Source organism: Streptomyces griseosporeus, assembly GCF_014656055.1.
GTDB classification, from domain to species: Bacteria; Actinomycetota; Actinomycetes; order Streptomycetales; family Streptomycetaceae; genus Streptomyces; species Streptomyces griseosporeus.
This window is the reverse complement of the sequence record NZ_BNBR01000007.1, coordinates 372,465-394,875: the sequence shown is the minus strand read 5'-3', so window position 1 is coordinate 394,875 and position 22,411 is coordinate 372,465. Positions and strand designations below refer to the sequence as shown.

Genomic DNA, 22,411 nt, shown 5'->3' with positions numbered 1-22,411 from the left:
CCGCTGTCAGTGGCCGTCCGGGTCCGCCCGGTTGAGGGCCGGCCGCGGGGCCGGGCCCGCGGTCATCAGGTAGTCCGCCGCGGAGGTGTCCGTCACCAGGCTGGTGACGAGCCCGGAGCGCAGCACCGCGTCGATGGCGGACGCCTTGCGCTGCCCGCCCGCGATCGCCACGACCTCGGGGATACGGCGCAGCTGGTCGGCCTTGACGGTGATGCACCGCTCGCCCAGGTCCCGGCCGACCCGGCGGCCCTCGGCGTCGAAGAGGTGCGCGGACATCTCGGCGGCGACACCGAGGGAGGCGTAGTGCGCGCGCTCCTCCTCGCTGAGCATGTCGTGCACGGTGGAGATGCCCGGCTCCCAGGAGCCGATGGAGACGCAGGCGACCGTGACCTTGTCGAAGTACTCGAAGGCCCGGGCGATCCCGGTCTGGTTGCGCAGCGCCGCCGCGGTGGCCGCGTCCGGCAGCAGCATCGGCGCGTAGATGGGGTGGGCGTCGCCTCCGGACACCTGGGCGGCGCGGCGCACGGCCTCGACGGAGCCGCGTTCGGCGGTCCCGGCGTCGTACACGCCCGTCAGCTGCACGACCGTGCACGGCGGCAGCCGGTCGAGCGCGGCCGCCATGTGGATCGTGGAGCGGCCCCAGGCCAGGCCCAGGACGTCGCCCTCGTTGACCAGTTCCCCGAGCAGGTCGGCGGCGACTTCGCCGAGGTTCTCGGGGTCGGGGGTCTCCTCGGACTCGGGCGGGGACTCGACCACGACGGCGTGCCTGAGGCCGTAGCGGGCGCGCAGCGCGTCGGAGCGCTCGGCGTCCAGCTCGGCGGGGACACGGATCTCGATCCGTACGAGGTCGCGTTCGAGGGCCGTCTCCAGGACCCGGGCCACCTTGAAGCGGCTGACGCCGAACTCCTCGGCGATCTGGATCTTGGATTTGCCCTCGAGGTAGAAGCGGCGGGCCATGGCCGCCGCCTGCACCAGCTCAGCGGGTCCCATCCGCATGGCTGACCGGCCCGCCGACATACCCGACACGGCGATCTCCTCACTGCTGTTCACACTCTGGATTCGCCGTTCATCCTTGCAGATCCGGCGCGGTTGATCAGCCCTGATGGCCGCCGTTCACATTCCTGACGCTCGGTGGTCGCCCGCCTACACGGATCGGGCGGTTCAGTGGGCGCATGCCCAGGATGCCCTGGCGGTCGCCGCCTCGGCCTGCGCGCGCAGCGCGCGGACCGCCTCGGCCGGGTCGTCGGCGCCGTAGACGGCCGATCCCGCGACGAAGACGTCGGCTCCCGCGTCGGCGCACCGCTCGATCGTCGAGGCCGAGACGCCGCCGTCGACCTGGAGCCACAGTTCGAGGCCGTGCTTGCTGATCAACTCGCGGGTGCGGCGAATCTTCGGAAGCATGATGTCGAGGAAGGCCTGTCCCCCGAAGCCCGGTTCGACCGTCATGATCAGCAGCATGTCGAGCTCGGGGAGCAGGTCCTCGTACGGCTCGATGGGCGTCGCGGGCCGCAGCGCCATGGAGGCGCGGGCGCCCTTGGCCCGGATCTCGCGGGCCAGCCGGACCGGAGCGGTGGCCGCCTCGACATGGAAGGTGACGGAACCGGCACCCGCTTCGACGTACTGGGGGGCCCAGCGGTCGGGGGCCTCGATCATCAGATGGCAGTCCAGCGGGGTGTCCGTCGCACGGGCCAGAGACTCTACGACCGGCACGCCGAGCGTGAGGTTCGGGACGAAATGGTTGTCCATGACGTCGACGTGGAGCCAGTCGGCTCCCTCGACCGCCTTGGCCTCGTCCGCGAGGCGGGCGAAGTCGGCGGACAGGATGCTGGGGTTGATCTGCGCGGCCATAGCCCAACTCTGCCATGCCCCACGGGGCCGGGCCGCATCGGTCCCGGGCCCGAGGCTTACGGCCGGGGCGCCCGCGTGCCATGCTGCGACCGGTATCGGGGGTGGCCATGACCGGGAACCGGGGTATCGCGCATCTGGTCTGCGGGCGGCGCGCCAAATGGCTCGTGCTGGCGCTGTGGCTGGTGGTGCTCTTCCTGACCGCGCCCTTCGCGCAGAAGCTGACCGACGCCCAGGACAACGACGCGCAGTCCTGGCTGCCGGGCTCCGCCGAGTCCACGCAGGTGCTGCAGCTCTCCGAGGGCTTCCGGCCCGAGCAGATCCCCGCGGTCGTGGTGTACGCCCGCGACGGCGGCCTGACCGCGCGGGACCGGGCGCAGATCCAGCAGGACGTGGGGCAGCTGAAGCAGCTGCGCGAGCACGGCGTGCGGGGCGCGGAGACCCGCGGCCCGGTCTACGACCGGCAGGACGCCCCGCGGGCCGCGCAGATCTACGTGCCGATCACGATGGACGAGAAGGGCTGGGAGCGGATCGCCCCGGCCGTCGGCTCCATCCGGGACGACGTCGGCACCGGCGGGCACGGGCTGGCCGTGCACATCACCGGCCCCGGCGGCACGTCCGCGGACTTCTCCGAGGCCTTCGAGGGCATCGACTCGACGCTGCTGCTGTCGGCGATGGCCGTCGTGATCGTCATGCTGCTGATCACCTACCGCAGTCCGACGCTGCTGGTGGTGCCGCTGCTGTCGGTGGTCGTCGCGCTGTTCACCGCGCAGGCGCTGATCTACTTCCTCGCCACGCACGCGGGGCTGACGGTCAACGGCCAGAGCGCGGGCATCCTCACGGTCCTCGTCTTCGGCGCCGGCACCGACTACGCGCTGCTGCTCGTCGCCCGCTACCGGGAGGAGCTGCGCCGGCACGAGGACCGGCACGAGGCGATGGCGCTGGCGCTGCACCGGGCGGGCCCGGCGGTGCTCGCCTCGGGCGCGACGGTCGTGCTCAGCATGCTGGTGCTGCTGGCGGCCGAGATGAACTCCACGCGCGGCCTCGGCCCGGTCGCGGCGATCGGCGTGGGCGTGGCGCTGCTGGCGATGCTCACGCTGTTCCCGGCGCTGCTGGTGATCGTGGGCCGGTGGATCTTCTGGCCGGTGGTGCCGCACTTCGGCAGCGCCGATCCGACCGAGCGGGGCGTGTGGGCGCGCACGGGCCGCCGGATCGCCCGCCGGCCGCGCCTGGTGTGGGCGGTGACGGCGCTGGTGCTCGCGGTGTGTTCGCTGGGGCTGATCCAGCTGCGCGCGGAGGGCATCGGCAACGCGGACGCCTTCACCGGCAAGCCGGACTCGATCGTCGGACAGGAGGTGTCCGCCCGGTACTTCCCGGCGGGCAGCGGCGATCCGCTCGTCGTCGTCGCGAACCAGGCGCAGGCCGGGGAGGTGGGCCGCGCGGTCGCCGGCACCCGGGGTGTCGTCCCGGCCTCGCTCGGTCTGCCGCCGGGCGCGAAACCCTCGTACGAGGGCCGGGTGCTGTTCGAGGCGACCCTGACCGATCCGGCGGACAGCGAGGCGGCCAAGGCGACGGTGGAGCGGGTGCGGGACGCCGTGCACGCGGTGCCGGACGCGGACGCCAAGGTCGGCGGCGGCACGGCGGCCCTACGGGACATGGACGCGGCGACCACCCACGACAACGTGCTGATCATCCCGCTGGTGCTGGCGGTGGTCCTGCTGATCCTCTGCGTGCTGCTGCGGGCCCTGGTCGCGCCGCTGCTGCTGATCGGCACGGTCATCCTGTCGTTCGCGTCGGCCCTCGGCATCAGCGCGCTGGCGTTCCGGTACGTGTTCGACTACGCGGGCGAGGGCACCGACTTCCCGCTGTTCGTCTTCGTGTTCCTCGTCGCGCTGGGCATCGACTACAACATCTTCCTCACCACCCGCATCCGCGAGGAGGCCGCCCGCCAGGGCACCCGCGAGGGCGTGGTGACGGGCCTGGCGGCGACCGGCGCGGTGATCACCTCGGCCGGTCTGGTCCTCGCGGGCACGTTCGCCGCGCTCGGCACGCTGCCGATGGTGGCCTTCGCGGAGATCGGCTTCGCGGTGGCCCTCGGCGTGCTGCTGGACACGCTGGTGGTGCGGTCGGTGCTGGTCACGTCCCTGTTCCTGGACGTGGGACCGAGGGTGTGGTGGCCGCACCGGCTCGCGCACGAGGACGGTACGGCCACCGAGCGGCCGGCCGAAGTCAGCCGGTCCGCCGGATGAGCGCCAGGTACATCGCGTCGGTGCCGTGCAGATGCGGCCACAGCTGCACGTCGGGGCCATCGCCCAGGTCCGGTACGCCGGGCAGCAGCGGGCGGGCGTCGATCAGGTCGGCGCCGGGGACCTGCTTGAGCATGTCGGAGACGACGGCCCGGGTCTCGGCGAGGTGGGGCGAGCAGGTGGCGTAGCCGACGACCCCGCCGACCCGCACGGACTCCAGCGCCATGCGCAGCAGGCCCCGCTGGAGCGGCGCGAAGCCGTCCAGGTCCTCGGGCCGGCGCCGCCAGCGCGCCTCGGGCCGCCGGCGCAGCGCGCCGAGTCCGGTGCAGGGCACGTCGACGAGCACCCGGTCGAAGGTGCCGGGCCGCCACGGCGGCCGCGTCCCGTCGGCGGTGACGACCTGGTACGGCCCCGGGTTTCCGGCGAGCGCCCTCGCCACGAGCCCGGCGCGGTGCGGCTGCTTCTCGGAGGCGACCAGGGCGGCCCCGCGCTCGGCGGCGAGCGCCCCGAGCAGGGCGGCCTTGCCGCCGGGTCCGGCGCAGCCGTCGAGCCAGAGCCGGTCCGGGCCTTCGACGGGCGCCGCGGCCAGGGCGAGCGCCACGAGCTGGCTGCCCTCGTCCTGCACGCCGGCGCGCCCCTCGCGCACGGCCGGGACGGCCCCCGGCTCACCGCCCTCCGTGAGCCGCACGGCGTACGGCGACCAGCGCCCCGCCACCGCGGCCTCTTCGGCCAGCAGTTCCTCGGTCGTGGCCCGGCCGGGCCGGGCGACCAGCGTCACCTCGGGCCGGTCGTTGTCGGCGGCGAGCAGCCGCTCGATGCCCTCGCGGTCGCCGCCGAGGGAGTCCCACAGCGCGGAGACGACCCAGCGCGGGTGGGAGTGGACGACGGCGAGGTGGTCCTCGGGGTCGTCGTCGTAGGGCGGCGCGACCCTGGCGATCCAGCCGTCGAGGTCGTCCTGCGCGACCTTGCGCAGCACGGCGTTGACGAATTTGGCCCGCCCGTCACCGAGCACGACCCGGGCCAGCTCCACGGTGGCGGAGACGGCGGCGTGGCTGGGGATCCTGGTGCCGAGCAGCTGGTGCGCGCCGAGGCTGAGCACGTCGAGCACCGGCGGGTCCACCTCGCGCAGCGGCCGGTCCACGCACGCGGAGAGCACGGCGTCGTAGGTGCCCTGCCGGCGCAGCGTCCCGTACACCAGCTCGGTCGCCAGCGCCGCGTCCCGCCCGTCGAAGTCGCCCTTCTCCCTGGCCTTGCGCAGCAGCGGCGGCAGCACGAGGTTGGCGTACGCGTCCCGCTCGTCGACGGCGCGCAGCGCCTCGAAGGCGAGGATGCGGACGGGGTCCTTCTGCGGCCTGCGGTAGGGCTTGGCGGGCCTGCGGGGACGGCGGGAGGTGCCGGGGGACGTGCCGCGGGAGCCGCCGCGGGGGGTGCCGGGGGTGTCGCTCACGAAAAAGGTGCTCCGGATGTGAGGAGGGGATCTGCCCCAAGCCTACGTCGCACCCCGCGCCGGCCCGCTACCCGCCGAGGGTCTCCCCCGCGCCGATGCGCACCCCGCGCGCCCAGTCGGCGGCCTTCATCGGCTTCTTGCCCTGGGCCTGCACCCACAGCAGCTCCACGGCGTGCGAGCCGGTGCCGACGTGGACGCTGTTCTTGCCGACCTCCAGGGCGCCCGGGGCGAGGTCGGTGCGCTCGGGGCGCGGGGCGACCTGGACGAGCTTGAGCCGCTCGCCGCGGAAGGTGGTCCAGGCGCCGGGGGCGGGGGTGCAGCCGCGCACGACGCGGTCGACGCGCAGCGCCGGGGCGGCCCAGTCGACGCGGGCGTCCTCGACGGTGATCTTCGGCGCGAGGGAGACGCCGTCGGCGGGCTGCGGCACGGCCTTGAGGGCCCCGTCCTCGATGCCGTCCATGGTCGCCACGAGCAGCCCGCTCCCCGCGAAGGCCAGCCGGGTCAGCAGATCGCCGCTCGTGTCGGTGGGCCGGACCTCCTCCGTCACCGTCCCGTAGACGGGCCCGGAGTCCAGGCCCTCCTCGATGAGGAAGGTGGAGGCGCCGGTGATCTGGTCGCCCGCCATGATGGCGTGCTGCACGGGCGCCGCGCCGCGCCAGGCGGGCAGCAGCGAGAAGTGCAGGTTGACCCAGCCGTGGGCGGGGATGTCGAGGGCGACGCGCGGCAGCAGGGCGCCGTAGGCGACGACGGGGCAGCAGTCGGGCGCGATCTCCCTCAGCCGCTCCAGGAACTCCGGGTCGCGCGGCTTGGCCGGCTTGAGCACCTCGATCCCGGCCTCCTCGGCCCGCTCGGCCACGGGCGAGGCGACCAGCCTGCGCCCCCGCCCGGCCGGCGCGTCGGGCCGCGTCACGACGGCGGCCACCTCGTGCCGCCCGGAGGCGATCAGAGCGTCCAGAGCGGGTACGGCGACCTCGGGGGTCCCGGCGAAGACGAGCTTCATGAGCGGCACGGACCTCTCGGCGGGGATATCGAACGGGCAGCGCACAAGTCTATGACCACGAACGGAAAGCCGCCGACGGCGATGGCGCGGCACTGGCGACGTCCACCTCCCGGCCAACTGGAAACGGGTGGTGCGCGGGTGGGAGACAAAGGGGCGAAGCCGAAGGCGAGCCGGGCTTCAGGGGGCGCCCTGCATATGCCCACACGCCCCCTCTGCGTGACCCGCGGAGCGATCCCGCGTTGGTCAAGAAAGAGTTGACCCTTTTCTCTTCAACGCCGGTTCGAGAGGCTTGTTCATGGCCGACCATGCATCCCACGACGCCCAGGCCCGGGCCAGCCTGCACTTGCTGGTGCGGGACATCGAGCGGGTCCGCCGGCAGGTGGACGCCCTGCGCACGCTCACCGCTCAGCTGGGCAACGTCTACCGCCCGCGCCGCTCCGGTCCCTCCACGGGCTTCGTCGTCTACGGACGCGCCCCCGCCCCGACCGTCCGTCTCGCCCAGGAACTCCGGGACAGCGTCGAGACCCTGGTGACGGCCGCGGTCGACTTCGACCGCTCGCTCGGCTTCTCGTGGGACGCGGTCGGTTCCGCACTCGGCGTCACCAAGCAGGCCGTCCACCGTCGTTACGGCTCCCGGCGCGCCGCCGCGCAGGCCGCCGCCGAGGCCGAGCGGACCCAGGAGCCGTCCGGCACCCGCACGGTCAACGTGGGCACCGGCATCACCGCCGTCCCCACGGTCCCGGCCGCGCGGTCGATGCCGACCCAGCCGACGGCGGGCAGCCCCGCACTGCGCGACGAGGTGCGCCCCACGGCGTTCCCCGGCCCGCGCAACGGCTGACGCGCCGTCACCCTGCCCTCCCGGCCCAGCCGATCCGGGAGGGCAGTCGCATGCCGGTGCAGGCCGGACGCGTGTCCGGCGCAGTGAGCCGGGATCAGCCGATGTCCGGCGGATCGATCCGCACCCACACCGGCTCCCCGCCGTTCCCCCCGCCCCGCGCCATCCGCGCCGCCTGGGCCGCCTTCAGCGCGGCGGCCAGCGCGGCGCCCCGCCCGGGCGGGACGCGTACGAGCGCCCGATCCCACTGCTCGCCGGGCGGCGGCGCGCCCGTGCGCCGGGGCCGCCCGGGTGCCGTGACCGGGAGCGGGACGGGCCCCAGCACCTCGGCCTCCGGCGGCAGCTCGACGGACCGCAGGAACTCCGCGAGCGCCTCCGGCGGCGCCGAGACGGCCGCCATCCTCGACACGGGCGGAAAGCCCAGCTCGGCCCGCTCGCCCAGCTCGCGCACCGCGTGCCCGACGGGATCCCATCGCACCAGGGCCTGCACGGGCCGTGCCGTCGCCTCGGCGACGACGGCCACGGTCCCGCCGGCCGACTGCGGCCGGACGAGCGCCGCGGCGGCGATCCACCGGCGCAGCGCGTCCTCCCCCGCCCGCAGGTCGGGGCGTCCGAGCATGGCCCAGCCGTCCAGCAGCAGCGCGGCCGCGTAGCCGCCCTCGGCGACGGGTTCGGCGCCCGGGGTGCTCACCACCAGGGCCGGTGCCCCCGGCACGGTGTCCAGCACATGCTCGCGCCCGGACGTCCGCACTGGTACGGCGGGAAAGGCCCGCCCCAGCTCCTCCGCCGTACGCCGCGCTCCGACCACCTGGGCGCGCAGCCGGAAGGAGCCGCACTCGGGGCAGTGCCAGGCGCTCTCCTCGCGTCCGCACCAGCCGCACCGCAGGGCGCCGCCGTCCCGTCCCTCCAGCGGTCCGGAGCAGTGCCGGCAGCGGGCGGGTTCGCGGCACTGGGCGCAGGCCATCCGGGGCACGTACCCGCGCCGGGGCACCTGGACGAGCACCGGGCCGTGCCGGAGACCCTCGCGGGCCACCTGCCAGGCGAGGGTGGGCAGCCGTGCGGCGCGGGCGGCCTCGTCGCGGGCGAGGTCGCCGTCCCCCACGGTCCGCACGAGGGGCGCGGCGGTCCGCACCTCCTCCCGCGTGGCGACGATCGGCCGTGCCCAGCCGCTCTCGACGAGTTGGGCGGCCTCCACGGTGCAGCTCCAGCCGCCCAGCAGGAAGCCGCACCGGTCCTGGGCCGCGCGCAGCAGCAGCACCTCCCGGGCGTGCGGCTGCGGGGCGTGCGGTTCGCTGTGGCTGTCGTCGCCGTCGTCCCAGAGGGCGACCAGTCCGAGGTCCTGCACGGGCGCGAACATGGCGGCCCGGGTGCCGACCACGGCCCGCACCGAGCCGCGCCGCACGGCCAGCCACTCCCGGTAGCGCTTCTCGGGGCCGGCGTCGGCGGTGAGCACGGCGTGCCGCCCGTCCCCGAGCAGGGCGGTCAGGGCGGCGTCGACGCGGCTGACGGCGCGCCCGTCGGGTACGACGACGAGGGCTCCGCGCCCGGAGGCGAGCGTCGCGGCGACGGCCCGGGCGATCTCCTCGCTCCACTGCGGCCCGGGCAGCGCGTTCCACACGGCGCGCGGCGCGGCCCCCGAGGCCAGCGCCTCCAGGAACGCGGCTCCCCGCTCGTACCGCGCCCACGATCCGGGGGCCGGAGGCTGCGGCGGGGGCAGCGGCGCGGGCGAGGGCTGCTGCTCGGCGCGCGCGTTGCGCGGGGGTACGGCGAGCTGGAGCACGTCGGCGAGGCTGCCCGCGTACCGGTCGGCGACGGACCGGGCGAGGCCCAGCAGCTCCGGGCCGAGGACGGGTTCGGGCGAGACGACCTGGGCGAGCGCGGCGAGCGGCCCGCTGTAGTCGGACTCGGCGAGCCGCTCCACGAGGAACCCGTCGATCAGCCCGCCGCCCTCGCGGCGCCCGTCGCGCACCCGGTGCCGTCCGGCCCCGAACCGCACCCGCACCCGGACGCCCGGCTGGGCGTCGGCGTCCAGTTCCGCGGGGACGGCGTAGTCGAAGTACCGGTCGAGGTGCAGCACGCCCTTGTCGACGAGGACCCGGGCGACGGGCAGGTGGGGCGCGAGCGCGGCGCCCCGCCAGGTCCGCGGCTTGGCCCGCGGCACCTTGGCCTTGCGGACACTGTCCCGGATGAGCGCGAGCTGCTCCGGCGGGGCGCCCTCGCCGCCACCGCTGCCGCTTCCGTTCTCGCTGCTCACGCTTGCATTCTTACCAAACGCCACTGACAGCGCCGCATGCGCGGCGCTGGGTGGTCGCTCCCAGACGCGCGAAGGCCCGGCCCCTCAGGGGACCGGGCCTCGGAGAGCCGGGCGGGCCGGGCTTACAGGCCGGCGGCCTTGCGCAGGGCGTCCACGCGGTCGGTGCGCTCCCAGGTGAAGTCGGGCAGCTCACGGCCGAAGTGGCCGTAGGCGGCCGTCTGCGCGTAGATCGGGCGCAGCAGGTCCAGGTCGCGGATGATCGCGGCCGGACGCAGGTCGAAGACCTCGTCGATGGCCTTCTCGATCTTCTCGTGGTCGATCTTCGCGGTGCCGAAGGTCTCCACGAACAGGCCGACGGGCTCGGCCTTGCCGATCGCGTACGCGACCTGCACCTCGCAGCGGGAGGCGAGGCCCGCGGCGACGACGTTCTTGGCGACCCAGCGCATCGCGTACGCCGCCGAGCGGTCCACCTTGGACGGGTCCTTGCCGGAGAAGGCACCGCCGCCGTGGCGGGCCATGCCGCCGTACGTGTCGATGATGATCTTGCGGCCGGTCAGGCCCGCGTCACCCATCGGACCGCCGATCTCGAAGCGGCCGGTGGGGTTCACCAGCAGCCGGTAGCCCTCGGTGTCCAGCTTGATGCCGTCGTCGAGGAGCGCCTTCAGCTCCGGCTCCACGACGAACTCGCGGATGTCGGGGGCGAGCAGCGACTCCAGGTCGATGTCGCTCGCGTGCTGCGAGGAGACGACGACGGTGTCCAGGCGGACCGCCTTGTCGCCGTCGTACTCGATGGTGACCTGCGTCTTGCCGTCGGGGCGCAGGTAGGGGATGGTGCCGTTCTTGCGGACCTCGGACAGGCGCTTCGACAGGCGGTGCGCCAGGAAGATCGGCAGCGGCATGAGGGTCGGCGTCTCGTCGGTGGCGTAGCCGAACATCAGGCCCTGGTCGCCCGCGCCCTGCTTGTCCAGCTCGTCGTCGTCGCCCTCGACCCGGGCCTCGTACGCGGCGTCCACGCCCTGCGCGATGTCCGGGGACTGGGCGCCGATGGAGACGGACACGCCGCAGGAGGCGCCGTCGAAGCCCTTCTTGGAGGAGTCGTAGCCGATCTCCAGGATCTTGCTGCGGACGAGGGTCGCGATGTCCGCGTAGGCCTTGGTCGTGACCTCTCCGGCCACGTGGACCAGGCCGGTGGTGATCAGCGTCTCGACGGCGACCCGGGAGGTCGGGTCCTCGCGCAGAAGCGCGTCGAGAATGGTGTCGCTGATCTGGTCAGCGATCTTGTCGGGGTGACCCTCGGTCACGGACTCCGAGGTGAACAGGCGACGGGACACAACGCTCCCTGGGGTTGCAGCGGCTGCTGGCTGATCATGGGTGGACGGACGGGGGCTGCACCCGGCGTCGTCCGAGAACAGTTTATCGGTCGCGTCAGCTCACCGACCCCCCTGTCTCGCCTCTCGGGAGGGCTGTGACCTGCGGCACGGGCATTCTGCCCAATGCCGGGCGGCCTTGAACAGGGCCGCCACGGGCCAATGTACGGGGCGTCAGCGATTCTTGAGCTGAATGAAACATTCAGCTCATCCGATCGGCCACCAGGTCCCACACCGTTTCGGCCAGCGCTTCCTTCGGGCCGTACGGGACGGGGGTCTCGCTGCCGTCGGCGCCGAGGACGACGGCCTCGTTCTCCTCGGATCCGAAGGTCTTGCGTTCCCCCACCTCGTTCACCACGAGCAGGTCACAGCCCTTGCGGGCGAGCTTGGCACGGCCGTTGGCGAGGACGTCGTCGGTCTCGGCGGCGAAGCCGACGATCACCTGTCCGGCGCGCGCCCGGTCGGCCGAGATCTCCGCGAGAATGTCCGGATTCCGCACCAGGACCAGGGGCTCCGGCTCCTGGCCGTCCTTCTTCTTGATCTTGCCTGCGGCGTACTCCGAGGGGCGGAAATCGGCCACGGCCGCGGCCATGACCACCGCGTCGGCGTCCGCGGCGGCCTTCAGCACGGCCTCGCGCATCTGCACGGCCGTGCCGACCGGCACGACGTCGACGCCGGCCGGGTCGGGCAGGTGGGTGTTGGCGGCGACCAGGGTGACGCGGGCGCCGCGGGCGGCGGCGGTGCGGGCGAGGGCGTAGCCCTGCTTGCCGGAGGAGCGGTTGCCGAGGAAGCGGACCGGGTCGAGGGGCTCGCGGGTGCCGCCGGCGCTGACGACCACGTGCCGCCCGGCCAGGTCGGGCTCGCGGACGCCCCGGGCGAGGACGCGGCGGCAGATCTCGAAGATCTCGGCTGGGTCCGGCAGCCGGCCCTTGCCGGTGTCCACGCCGGTGAGGCGGCCGACGGCGGGCTCGATGACCACGGCGCCCCGGCGGCGCAGCGTCGCCACGTTCTCCTGGGTGGCGGGGTGCTCCCACATCTCGGTGTGCATGGCGGGGGCGAAGACCACCGGACATCGGGCGGTGAGCAGGGTGTTGGTCAGCAGGTCGTCGGCGAGGCCGTGGGCCGCCTTGGCCAGCATGTCGGCCGTGGCGGGTGCGACGACCACGAGGTCGGCGTGCTGGCCGATGCGGACGTGCGGGACCTCGTGCACGGCGTCCCAGACCTCGGTGGAGACGGGGTTTCCGGACAGCGCCGACCAGGTGGCGGCGCCCACGAAGTGCAGCGCGGAGGCGGTGGGGACGACGCGCACGTCGTGTCCCGACTCCGTCAGCCTTCTGAGCAGCTCGCACGCCTTGTACGCGGCGATGCCACCGCTGACCCCCAGCACGACCTTCGGCTTGTCCACCGTCTCTCCCCGGGCTCGGAACCGTACGACATCCATGACACACCACAGGCCCGGCAGCAGGTCTGCCGGGCCTGTGGAAAAAGCAACTGCGAGCTGATCGTATTACTGCGCCGGGCCCTCGACGGCCTCGGACGTCAGCAGTCCCGCGTTGATCTCGCGCAGGGCGATCGAGAGCGGCTTCTCGTGCACGTGGGTGTCCACGAGCGGACCGACGTACTCGAGGAGACCCTCGCCGAGCTGCGAGTAGTACGCGTTGATCTGGCGGGCACGCTTGGCCGCGTAGATCACGAGGCTGTACTTCGAGTCGGTGGCCTCGAGGAGCTCGTCGATCGGCGGGTTGATGATGCCCTCGGGCGCGGAGATGGAAGAGGACACGCTCTACCTTCCGATGGATGGGAAAGAACAGTCAGGGTGATCGGTACTGTCAGGGTGACCAGTTTTGATCACACAACGTCCATCAAGGCTAGCAGCTCGCGCGCCACGTCCTCGACGGAGGTGTTCACCAGGGTCCGGTCGAACTCCGGCTCCGCCGCCAGTTCGGTCTTGGCCGCCTCCAGGCGACGCTCGATGACCTCGGGCGACTCGGTCCCCCGGCCGGTGAGCCTGCGCACCAGCTCCTCCCAGGAGGGCGGAGCCAGGAACAGCAGCTGGGCCTCCGGCATGGACTCGCGGACCTGCCGGGCCCCCTGGAGGTCGATCTCCAGCAGGACGGGCTCACCCGCCTCCAGCCGCTCCAGCACGGCCGCGCGCGGCGTGCCGTAGCGGTTGCCGGCGAACTCGGCCCACTCCAGCAGCTCGCCGTTGGCGATCAGCTTGTCCATCTCCTCGTCGGTGACGAAGAAGTAGTGGACTCCGTGCTGCTCACCGGGGCGGGGCTTGCGGGTCGTCGCCGAGACCGAGAGCCAGACCTCGGGGTGTTCCTTGCGCATATGGGCGACGACCGTGCTCTTGCCGACCCCCGAGGGGCCGGAGAGCACGGTCAGCCGCGGACGTTCACTCATGCAGCGATTATTCCAGCAATCCCGGAGTGCCCGGGACTCCCTTCCCGGCAGTGCCCGGGGCGGGAGCCGCGATCAGGAACCGGTACTGCCGAACTCGCGCTCCAGGGAGGCGATCTGGTTGGAACCGAGGCCGCGCACACGACGGCTCTCGGAGATGCCGAGTCGCTCCATGATCTGCTTGGCGCGGACCTTGCCCACGCCCGGAAGGGACTCGAGCAGGGCGGAGACCTTCATCTTGCCGATGACGTCGTTCTCCTGGCCCTGCTTGATGACCTCGTGCAGGGAGGCGCCGGAGTGCTTGAGTCGATTCTTGACCTCGGCCCGCTCCCGGCGAGCCGCGGCGGCCTTTTCGAGCGCGGCTGCGCGCTGTTCGGGGGTAAGGGGCGGAAGAGCCACGCCTACGTCACCTCGGATGTCGAACTGTCGGATACGGACCGGTGAGGAACCTAGTACGCCCCACACCTGGGGAGGGACGAGCAACACGCTCGCCCGCTCACACACGTCGGAGACTAGCGGTCAAGTCCGCCAGAGTCAGCGAGAACAGCGGAAAAGTCCTGGTCAGCCTCCGTCAGGCCGGACATTTAGGACATACTGCCCTGGATTTGAGGATGTATCCAGGCTCAAGTCGGCTCGGATGCGTCCCCGAACGTGCCTGGTGGACGCGTCGGACGCCGCGGACGGCCGCCCGGCACGCCTCAGCCGGCCGCCAGAGCCGCCCGGATCTCGTCCGCGAAACGGTCCGCGGCGTCACGCAGCGCGACGACGTCGGGACCGTGGCGCAGCACCCCACGGCTGACGTTCGGCACGACGTTGCGCGCCGCGGCACCGAAGACGCGCGGCAGATCGGCCGGGGTCGCCCCCTGCGCGCCGATGCCGGGAGCCAGCAGCGGGCCGTTGATGTCGAGGTCGTAGGAGGACAGGTCGCCCAGCGTGGCGCCCACGACCGCGCCGAAGGAGCCCAGCGGCTCCTGACCCGCGTTCTCGGCCGCGAGGTGGGCCAGCACGGTCGCCCCCACGGTGCGGCCGTCGGCGCGCACGGCGTGCTGCACCTCGCCGCCCTCCGGGTTGGAGGTCAGGGCCAGCACGAACAGCCCCGCGCCGGTCTCGCGGGCCAGCGCGACGGCCGGGCTCAGCGAGCCGTACCCGAGGTACGGGGAGACGGTGAGCGCGTCCGAGAAGAGCGGGGAGTCCTTGTGCAGGAAGGCCTCGGCGTACGCGGCCATGGTGGAGCCGATGTCGCCGCGCTTGGCGTCCATGACGACCAGCGTGCCGGCCGCCCGGGCCTCCTCGACCGACTTCTCCAGGACGGCGACGCCGCGCGAGCCGAACCGCTCGAAGAAGGCACTCTGCGGCTTCACGACGGCGACCCGCCCGGCGACCGCCTCGACGACGGTGCGGCTGAACCGCTCCAGACCGGCCACGTCGTCGTTCAGGCCCCACTCGGCGAGCAGCGAGGCGTGCGGGTCGATGCCGACGCACAGCGGGCCCCGCTCGTGCATCGCGCGGCGCAGACGGGCTCCGAAGGGCTCGTAGGGGCTCATGCTGCCTTGCTCCTCACATCGGCGCCGACGGCGTCGGCGAGCGTGGCGTACGGGCTGGTGCGCAGGCGCGCGGCGAGTCCCTTGTGGACGGCGCGCATCCAGAAGGGGCCCTCGTAGATGAAGGCGCTGTAGCCCTGGACGAGCGTGGCACCGGCCAGGATGCGCTGCCAGGCGTCCTCGGCGTTCTCGATGCCGCCCACGCCCACCAGGGTGATCCGGTCGCCCACGCGCGCGTACAGGCGGCGCAGGACCTCCAGCGAGCGCTCCTTCAGGGGCGCGCCGGACAGCCCGCCGGTCTCCTTGACGAGGTCGGCGCGCGAGCGCAGGCCCAGCCCCTCGCGGGCGATGGTGGTGTTGGTGGCGATGATGCCGTCCAGGCCCAGCTCCACGGCCAGGTCGGCGACGGCGTCCACGTCCTCGTCGGCGAGGTCCGGCGCGATCTTCACCAGCAGCGGGACGCGTCGCGTGGTCACGGTGCGGTCGGCGGCCTCGCGCACGGCGGTGAGCAGCGGCCGCAGGTGGTCGACGGCCTGGAGGTTGCGCAGGCCGGGCGTGTTCGGCGACGACACGTTCACCACGAGGTAGTCGGCGTACGGCGCGAGCCGCTCGGCCGACTTCACGTAGTCGAGGACCGCCTCGCCCTCGGGGACGACCTTGGTCTTGCCGATGTTGACGCCGACGACCGTGCGGAAGACGGGGTTGCGGGAGGCGAGGCGGGCGGCGACGGCCAGCGAGCCCTCGTTGTTGAAGCCCATGCGGTTGATCAGCGCCCGGTCCTCGACCAGGCGGAAGAGCCGCTTCTTGGGGTTGCCGGGCTGGGCCTCCCCGGTGACCGTGCCGATCTCGACGTGGTCGAAGCCCAGCATCGACATACCGTCGACGGCGACGGCGTTCTTGTCGAAGCCGGCGGCCAGACCGAAGGGGCCGTGCATGCGCAGGCCCAGGGCCTCGGTGCGCAGTTCCCGGTAGCGGGGGGCGAGCACGGCGGCGGCGAAGGTGCGCAGCACCGGGATGCGGGCCGCCAGGCGGATCCACCGGAAGGCCAGGTGGTGGGCCTGCTCGGGGTCCATCCGCCGGAAGACCAGGCGGAAGAAGAGCTTGTACATCGCGGGAAGTCCTCGGGTGTCCGTGTCCTCATGAAGAGGGGGACACCGTTTCCGGTGTCCCCCTCGTCGGCTGCTAGTCGCGGGCCGCGGTCAGGTGCTCGGCGTGTTCCTGGAGCGAGCGCACGCCCACGTCGCCGTGGTTGAGGGCGTCGATGCCCTGGACGGCGGCGGCCAGCGCCTGGACCGTCGTCAGGCAGGGCACGGAGCGCGCCACGGCCGCCGTACGGATCTCGTAGCCGTCGAGGCGGCCGCCGGTGCCGTACGGGGTGTTGACGATGAGGTCGACCTCGCCGTCGTGGATGAGCTGGACGATGGTCTTCTCGCCGTTCGGGCCGGGGCCCTCGGACTGCTTGCGCACGACGGTGGCGTTGATGCCGTTGCGCTTGAGGACCTCGGCGGTGCCGGAGGTGGCCAGCAGCTCGAAGCCGTGCGCGACCAGCTCGCGGGCCGGGAAGATCATCGAGCGCTTGTCGCGGTTGGCGACCGAGATGAACGCCCGTCCCTTGGTGGGCAGCGGGCCGTAGGCGCCGGCCTGCGACTTGGCGTACGCCGTGCCGAAGACCGAGTCGATGCCCATGACCTCGCCGGTGGAGCGCATCTCCGGGCCGAGGACGGTGTCCACGCCGCGGCCGGAGGTGTCCCGGAAGCGGCTCCAGGGCATCACGGCCTCCTTGACGGAGATCGGCGCGTCCAGCGGCAGCTCGCCGCCGTCGCCGGTCCGCGGCAGCAGGCCCTCCTCGCGCAGTTCGGCGATGGTCGCGCCGAGCGAGATGCGCGCGGCGGCCTTGGCCAGCGGCACCGCGGTCGCCTTCGAGGTGAAGGGGACGGTGCGGGAGGCACGCGGGTTGGCCTCCAGGACGTAGAGGATGTCCCCGGCCATCGCGAACTGGATGTTGATCAGGCCGCGCACGCCGACGCCGCGGGCGATCGCCTCGGTGGAGGCGCGCAGCCGCTTGATGTCGAAGCCGCCCAGGGTGATCGGGGGCAGCGCGCAGGCGGAGTCGCCGGAGTGGATGCCGGCCTCCTCGATGTGCTCCATCACACCGCCGAGGTACAGCTCCTCGCCGTCGTAGAGGGCGTCGACGTCGATCTCGATGGCGTCGTCGAGGAACCGGTCGACCAGCACCGGGCGGGTGGGGCTGATCTCGGTGGACTCCGCGATGTAGGAGGCGAGGCGGGTCTCGTCGTAGACGATCTCCATGCCGCGGCCGCCCAGCACGTACGAGGGGCGGACGAGGACCGGGTAGCCGATCTCGTCGGCGATCGCCTTGGCCTCCTCGAAGGTGGTGGCGGTGCCGTGCTTGGGGGCCGGCAGGCCGGCCTCCTTCAGCACCCGGCCGAAGGCGCCGCGGTCCTCGGCGGCGTGGATGGCCTCGGGCGAGGTGCCGACGATCGGCACGCCGTTGTCCTTCAGGGCCTGCGCGAGACCCAGCGGGGTCTGGCCGCCCAGCTGGACGACGACACCGGCGATCGGGCCGGCGAGGGACTCCGCGTGCACGATCTCCAGCACGTCCTCGAGCGTCAGCGGCTCGAAGTACAGGCGGTCGGAGGTGTCGTAGTCGGTGGAGACGGTCTCCGGGTTGCAGTTGACCATCACCGTCTCGTAGCCCGCGTCGCTGAGCGCGAAGGAGGCGTGGACACAGGAGTAGTCGAACTCGATGCCCTGGCCGATGCGGTTCGGGCCGGAGCCCAGGATGATCACCGCGGGCTTCTCGCGCTGCGCGACCTCGGTCTCCTCGTCGTAGGAGGAGTAGAAGTACGGCGTCTTCGCGGCGAACTCGGCGGCGCAGGTGTCGACCGTCTTGTAGACCGGGCGGATGCCGAGGGCGTGCCGCACCTCGCGGACGACGTCCTCGCGCAGGCCGCGGATCTCGGCGATCTGCTGGTCGGAGAAGCCGTGCCGCTTGGCCTCGGCGAGCAGGTCGGCGGTCAGCTCCGGGGCCTCGGCCAGCTCGTCGGCGATCTCCTTGATCAGGAAGAGCTGGTCGACGAACCAGGGGTCGATCTTCGTGTACTCGAAGACCTCCTCGGGGGTGGCGCCGGCACGGATGGCCTGCATGACCGTGTTGATCCGGCCGTCGGTCGGGCGCACGGCCTCGCGCAGCAGCTCGTCCTTGTCGCCGGGGTCGCCGGTGAAGGCGAACTGGCTGCCCTTCTTCTCCAGCGAGCGCAGCGCCTTCTGGAAGGCCTCGGGGAAGTTGCGGCCGATGGCCATGGCCTCGCCGACCGACTTCATGGTGGTGGTCAGCGTGGAGTCGGCCTGCGGGAACTTCTCGAAGGCGAAGCGCGGCGCCTTGACGACCACGTAGTCGAGGGTCGGCTCGAAGGAGGCCGGGGTCTCGGCGGTGATGTCGTTGGGGATCTCGTCCAGCGTGTAGCCCACGGCCAGCTTGGCGGCGATCTTCGCGATCGGGAAGCCGGTGGCCTTGGAGGCGAGCGCCGAGGACCGGGAGACACGCGGGTTCATCTCGATGACGATCACGCGGCCGTCCTCGGGGTTCACCGCGAACTGGATGTTGCAGCCGCCGGTGTCGACGCCGACCTCGCGGATGACGGCGATGCCGATGTCCCGCAGGATCTGGTACTCGCGGTCGGTGAGGGTCATCGCCGGGGCGACGGTGATGGAGTCACCGGTGTGCACGCCCATCGGGTCGAAGTTCTCGATGGAGCAGACGACCACGACGTTGTCGTGCTTGTCGCGCATCAGCTCCAGCTCGTACTCCTTCCAGCCGAGGATGGACTCCTCCAGGAGCACCTCGGTGGTCGGGGAGAGCGTGAGGCCCTGGCCGGCGATGCGGCGCAGCTCCTCCTCGTCATGGGCGAAGCCGGAGCCGGCGCCACCCATGGTGAAGGAGGGACGCACGACGACCGGGTAGCCGCCGAGCGTCTCGACGCCCTTGAGGACGTCGTCCATGGAGTGGCAGATGACCGAGCGGGCGGACTCGCCGTGCCCGATCTTCTTGCGGACCTCCTCCACGACCATCTTGAACTGGTCGCGGTCCTCGCCCTTGTGAATGGCCTCGGGCTTGGCGCCGATCAGCTCGACGCCGTACTTCTCCAGGACGCCGTTCTCGTGCAGCGAGATCGCCGTGTTCAGGGCGGTCTGGCCACCCAGGGTGGGCAGAAGGGCGTCGGGGCGCTCCTTGGCGATGATCTTCTCGACGAACTCCGGGGTGATCGGCTCGACGTAGGTGGCGTCGGCGATCTCCGGGTCGGTCATGATCGTCGCCGGGTTGGAGTTGACGAGGATCACCCGAAGGCCCTCGGCCTTCAGCACGCGGCACGCCTGGGTGCCGGAGTAGTCGAACTCGGCGGCCTGGCCGATGACGATCGGGCCGGAGCCGATGACCAGGACGGACTGGATATCGGTGCGCTTAGGCACGCTGGCCCTCCATCAGGGAAACGAAGCGGTCGAACAGGTAGGCGGCGTCGTGCGGGCCCGCTGCCGCTTCGGGGTGGTACTGGACGGAGAAGGCCGGCTGGTCGAGCAGCTGCAGCCCCTCCACGACGTTGTCGTTCAGGCAGACGTGCGAGACCTCGGCGCGGCCGAAGGGCGTCTCGCTGACCTTGTCGAGCGGCGCGTCCACGGCGAAGCCGTGGTTGTGCGCGGTGACCTCGACCTTGCCGGTGGTGCGGTCCTGGACCGGCTGGTTGATGCCCCGGTGGCCGTACTTCAGCTTGTAGGTGCCGAAGCCGAGGGCGCGGCCGAGGATCTGGTTGCCGAAGCAGATGCCGAAGAGCGGCGTCCTGCGCTCCAGGACGGCCTGCATCAGGGCGACGGGGCCGTCGGCGGTGGCGGGGTCGCCGGGGCCGTTGGAGAAGAACACGCCGTCCGGGTTCACGGCGTACACGTCGTCGGCCGTGGCGGTGGCCGGCAGGACGTGCACCTCGATGCCGCGCTCGGCCATGCGGTGCGGGGTCATGCCCTTGATGCCGAGGTCGATCGCGGCGACGGTGAACTTCTTCTCGCCGATCGCCGGGACGACGTAGGCCTCCTGGGTGGCGACCTCCTCGTACAGGCTCGCGCCCTTCATGTGGGGCTGGGCCTGCACGCGCTCGACCAGCTCGGCCTCGGGGGCGATGGCCTCGCCGGAGAAGATCCCGGCCCGCATCGAGCCGCGCTCGCGCAGGTGGCGGGTGAGGGCGCGGGTGTCGATGCCGGAGATGCCGACGACGCCCTGGTTGACCAGCTCCTCGTCCAGGGAGCGGGTGGCGCGCCAGTTGGACGGCACGCGCGCGGGGTCGCGCACGACGTAGCCGGAGACCCAGATCCGCCTCGACTCGTCGTCCTCGTCGTTCCAGCCGGTGTTGCCGATCTGCGGGGCGGTCGCGACGACGATCTGGCGGTCGTACGACGGGTCGGTGAGGGTCTCCTGGTAGCCGGTCATGCCGGTGGAGAACACGGCCTCGCCGAAGGTCTCCCCCACGGCCCCGTAGGCACGGCCGCGGAAGACCCGGCCGTCCTCCAGGACGAGTACGGCGGGAACCCTGGCAGCTCCCCTTGTGGAGGTCGTCATCGTGCGCCTTCCGTCTTGTTGATCATTTCGTTCAGGGTGTCGACCCACTCGGTGTGCTCGGCCGCGTGGTCGGAGCGGAAACCGGAGTCGATCAGTCTGTCGCCGTGTGCCCAGGTCACCACCAGCAGTCCGCCCTCGGTGAGGACCTTGCCGGCGATGCCCTTGTCGAGCCGGGCGCCGCGCAGCGCGTCGGCGGGGACGAAGAAGTCGGCCGCCCCGGGGCGTACGACGTCCAGGCCCGCGTCCGTCAGGGTGAGCTCGGCGCGGCTGCGGGTGCCGAGACCGTGGGCCACGATGCGGTCCAGCCACTGCCCGGCGGTGGTGGAGCCGTGGTAGCGGCCGCTCATGGTCAGTCTCGCCGCGCCGGGCGACTCCGGCGCGGTGGGCAGCTCCGGCAGGTCGCTCTGCAGGGTGCCGCGCCACTTCCAGCCCTCGCGCATCAGCCAGTAGACGAGCGCGACGAAGAGGAGGATGCCGATCACCCAGCCGATGCGGGCGGCCCAGTCGGTGACCTCCGCCGATTTCTGTCCGGCGGCGAGGTACGTCAGCTGCAGAGGTGTCACGTGAGCTTCCCGTCGACGAGCGTGGCCTTGCCCCGCAGCCACGTGTGCGTCACACGGCCCGGCAGCTCACGTCCCTCATAGGGGGTGTTGCGGCTGCGCGAGGCGAAGCCCGCGGGGTCCACCTGGCCACGGTATGCCGCATCGACGAGGGTGAGGTTGGCGGGCTCACCTGCCGAGACGGGACGGCCGTGCCCGGTGGCCTGTCCGATCTGCGCGGGCTTGAAGGACATGCGGTCGGCGACGCCGGCCCAGTCCAGCAGGCCCGTGTCGACCATGGTCTCCTGGACCACTGACAGCGCGGTCTCCAGGCCGACCATGCCCATGGCGGCCGCGGCCCACTCGCAGTCCTTGTCCTCGTGCGGGTGCGGGGCGTGGTCGGTGGCGACGATGTCGATCGTGCCGTCGGCGAGGGCCTCGCGCAGCGCCATGACGTCACGCTCGGTGCGCAGCGGCGGGTTGACCTTGTAGACCGGGTTGTAGGTGCGCACCAGCTCGTCGGTGAGCAGCAGGTGGTGCGGGGTGACCTCGGCGGTGACCTGGATGCCGCGGGACTTGGCCCAGCGGACGATCTCGACGCTGCCGGCGGTCGACAGGTGGCAGATGTGGACGCGGGAGCCGACGTGGTCGGCGAGCAGCACGTCCCGCGCGATGATCGACTCCTCGGCGACGGCCGGCCAGCCGCCCAGGCCCAGCTCGGCGGAGACGACGCCCTCGTTCATCTGGGCGCCCTCGGTGAGCCGGGGCTCCTGCGCGTGCTGGGCGACGACACCGTCGAAGGCCTTCACGTACTCCAGGGCGCGGCGCATGATCACGGCGTCGTGGACGCACTTGCCGTCGTCGGAGAAGACGGTGACGCCGGCCGCGGACTCGTGCATGGCGCCCAGTTCGGCGAGCTTCTGCCCGTCCAGGCCGACGGTGACGGCGCCGATGGGCTGCACGTCGCAGTAGCCGTGCTCCTTGCCGAGCCGCCACACCTGCTCGACGACACCGGCGGTGTCGGCGACCGGGAAGGTGTTGGCCATGGCGAACACGGAGGTGTAGCCGCCGCTCGCCGCCGCGCGCGTGCCGGTGAGGACGGTCTCGGAGTCCTCGCGGCCGGGCTCGCGCAGGTGGGTGTGCAGGTCGACCAGGCCGGGGAGCAGGACCTTGCCGTCGGCCTCGACGACCTCGGCGCCCTCGGCGGACAGTCCGGTACCGACCTCGGCGATCGTCTCGCCGTCGATCAGGACGTCCTGGAGCGCCCCGCCGAGCACCTTCGCACCACGGATCAGGATCTTGCTCATG

At 72.5% G+C, this 22,411-nt stretch carries 18 protein-coding genes; 2 read left to right on the top strand and 16 right to left on the bottom strand.

Annotated features, from left to right (window positions below; all coding sequences use genetic code 11):
• Positions 1–6: 6 nt before the first annotated feature.
• Positions 7–1,050: a sugar-binding transcriptional regulator gene (locus IE308_RS31005; RefSeq protein WP_110626881.1), complete on the bottom strand. Its 1,044-nt coding sequence runs from the start codon at positions 1,048–1,050 to the stop codon at positions 7–9.
• A gap of 111 nt (positions 1,051–1,161) precedes the next feature.
• The gene (gene rpe, locus IE308_RS31000) at positions 1,162–1,848 is read right to left on the bottom strand and encodes a ribulose-phosphate 3-epimerase (protein WP_190220433.1); all 687 of its coding nucleotides are present in this window, start codon (positions 1,846–1,848) and stop codon (positions 1,162–1,164) included.
• A 107-nt stretch (positions 1,849–1,955) separates the two neighbouring features.
• On the opposite strand from rpe, the gene IE308_RS30995 reads away from it, so the two are divergent.
• Positions 1,956–4,094 (top strand): MMPL family transporter, encoded by a 2,139-nt coding sequence (locus tag IE308_RS30995; protein ID WP_190220432.1) that lies wholly within the window; start codon positions 1,956–1,958, stop codon positions 4,092–4,094.
• Here the strand turns inward: IE308_RS30995 and IE308_RS30990 are convergent.
• On the bottom strand, positions 4,075–5,538 hold the full coding sequence (locus tag IE308_RS30990; protein ID WP_190220431.1) for an RsmB/NOP family class I SAM-dependent RNA methyltransferase: 1,464 nt from the start codon (positions 5,536–5,538) through the stop codon (positions 4,075–4,077). The genes IE308_RS30995 and IE308_RS30990 overlap by 20 nt on opposite strands.
• A gap of 67 nt (positions 5,539–5,605) precedes the next feature.
• On the bottom strand, positions 5,606–6,538 hold the full coding sequence (gene fmt, locus IE308_RS30985) for a methionyl-tRNA formyltransferase (protein WP_190220430.1): 933 nt from the start codon (positions 6,536–6,538) through the stop codon (positions 5,606–5,608).
• 295 nt (positions 6,539–6,833) lie between these two features.
• Between fmt and IE308_RS30980 the strand changes: the two genes are divergently transcribed.
• On the top strand, positions 6,834–7,376 hold the full coding sequence (locus IE308_RS30980) for a hypothetical protein (protein WP_110626885.1): 543 nt from the start codon (positions 6,834–6,836) through the stop codon (positions 7,374–7,376).
• Between the two features lie 94 nt (positions 7,377–7,470).
• Here IE308_RS30980 and IE308_RS30975 read toward each other — a convergent pair whose 3' ends face one another.
• The 12 genes from IE308_RS30975 to IE308_RS30920 form a co-directional block, all read right to left on the bottom strand.
• Positions 7,471–9,627: a primosomal protein N' gene (locus IE308_RS30975; protein ID WP_190220429.1), complete on the bottom strand. Its 2,157-nt coding sequence runs from the start codon at positions 9,625–9,627 to the stop codon at positions 7,471–7,473.
• Between the two features lie 122 nt (positions 9,628–9,749).
• On the bottom strand, positions 9,750–10,958 hold the full coding sequence (gene metK, locus IE308_RS30970) for a methionine adenosyltransferase (RefSeq protein ID WP_190220428.1): 1,209 nt from the start codon (positions 10,956–10,958) through the stop codon (positions 9,750–9,752).
• A gap of 238 nt (positions 10,959–11,196) precedes the next feature.
• Positions 11,197–12,399, bottom strand: a complete 1,203-nt coding sequence (gene coaBC / locus IE308_RS30965) for a bifunctional phosphopantothenoylcysteine decarboxylase/phosphopantothenate--cysteine ligase CoaBC (protein WP_190220427.1) — start codon at positions 12,397–12,399, stop codon at positions 11,197–11,199.
• A 102-nt stretch (positions 12,400–12,501) separates the two neighbouring features.
• Positions 12,502–12,774 (bottom strand): DNA-directed RNA polymerase subunit omega, encoded by a 273-nt coding sequence (gene rpoZ, locus IE308_RS30960; RefSeq protein WP_003988945.1) that lies wholly within the window; start codon positions 12,772–12,774, stop codon positions 12,502–12,504.
• Positions 12,775–12,842: 68 nt separating this feature from the next.
• Complete coding sequence (gmk, locus tag IE308_RS30955) at positions 12,843–13,451, bottom strand: guanylate kinase (protein ID WP_494518371.1); 609 nt, start codon at positions 13,449–13,451, stop codon at positions 12,843–12,845.
• A 21-nt stretch (positions 13,452–13,472) separates the two neighbouring features.
• Entirely contained in the window at positions 13,473–13,796 is a 324-nt protein-coding gene (locus IE308_RS30950) for an integration host factor (protein ID WP_003977346.1), read from the bottom strand.
• A 299-nt stretch (positions 13,797–14,095) separates the two neighbouring features.
• Positions 14,096–14,941, bottom strand: a complete 846-nt coding sequence (pyrF, locus tag IE308_RS30945; RefSeq protein WP_190220426.1) for an orotidine-5'-phosphate decarboxylase — start codon at positions 14,939–14,941, stop codon at positions 14,096–14,098.
• The gene (locus IE308_RS30940; RefSeq protein ID WP_190220425.1) at positions 14,938–16,047 is read right to left on the bottom strand and encodes a quinone-dependent dihydroorotate dehydrogenase; all 1,110 of its coding nucleotides are present in this window, start codon (positions 16,045–16,047) and stop codon (positions 14,938–14,940) included. Before IE308_RS30940 ends, pyrF begins: the two co-directional genes overlap by 4 nt.
• A 73-nt stretch (positions 16,048–16,120) precedes the next feature.
• Positions 16,121–19,429 (bottom strand): carbamoyl-phosphate synthase large subunit, encoded by a 3,309-nt coding sequence (carB, locus tag IE308_RS30935; RefSeq protein ID WP_190220424.1) that lies wholly within the window; start codon positions 19,427–19,429, stop codon positions 16,121–16,123.
• Positions 19,422–20,564, bottom strand: a complete 1,143-nt coding sequence (carA, locus tag IE308_RS30930; protein WP_110626893.1) for a glutamine-hydrolyzing carbamoyl-phosphate synthase small subunit — start codon at positions 20,562–20,564, stop codon at positions 19,422–19,424. The genes carB and carA overlap by 8 nt, the downstream gene beginning before the upstream one ends.
• The gene (locus IE308_RS30925; protein WP_190220423.1) at positions 20,561–21,127 is read right to left on the bottom strand and encodes a PH-like domain-containing protein; all 567 of its coding nucleotides are present in this window, start codon (positions 21,125–21,127) and stop codon (positions 20,561–20,563) included. The genes carA and IE308_RS30925 overlap by 4 nt, the downstream gene beginning before the upstream one ends.
• Positions 21,124–22,410 (bottom strand): dihydroorotase, encoded by a 1,287-nt coding sequence (locus IE308_RS30920; RefSeq protein ID WP_190220422.1) that lies wholly within the window; start codon positions 22,408–22,410, stop codon positions 21,124–21,126. The genes IE308_RS30925 and IE308_RS30920 overlap by 4 nt, the downstream gene beginning before the upstream one ends.
• Between the last annotated feature and the right edge of the window lies 1 nt (position 22,411).

Excerpts from the sequence above, each read along its gene's own strand:
- IE308_RS30980 (WP_110626885.1), top strand. The coding sequence starts at position 6,834 with ATGGCCGACCATGCATCCCACGACGCCCAGGCCCGGGCCAGCCTGCAC.
- fmt (WP_190220430.1), bottom strand. The coding sequence starts at position 6,538 with ATGAAGCTCGTCTTCGCCGGGACCCCCGAGGTCGCCGTACCCGCTCTG.
- carA (WP_110626893.1), bottom strand. The coding sequence starts at position 20,564 with ATGACGACCTCCACAAGGGGAGCTGCCAGGGTTCCCGCCGTACTCGTC.
- pyrF (WP_190220426.1), bottom strand. The coding sequence starts at position 14,941 with ATGAGCCCCTACGAGCCCTTCGGAGCCCGTCTGCGCCGCGCGATGCAC.
- IE308_RS30920 (WP_190220422.1), bottom strand. The coding sequence starts at position 22,410 with ATGAGCAAGATCCTGATCCGTGGTGCGAAGGTGCTCGGCGGGGCGCTC.
- IE308_RS30940 (WP_190220425.1), bottom strand. The coding sequence starts at position 16,047 with ATGTACAAGCTCTTCTTCCGCCTGGTCTTCCGGCGGATGGACCCCGAG.
- rpe (WP_190220433.1), bottom strand. The coding sequence starts at position 1,848 with ATGGCCGCGCAGATCAACCCCAGCATCCTGTCCGCCGACTTCGCCCGC.
- IE308_RS30995 (WP_190220432.1), top strand. The coding sequence starts at position 1,956 with ATGACCGGGAACCGGGGTATCGCGCATCTGGTCTGCGGGCGGCGCGCC.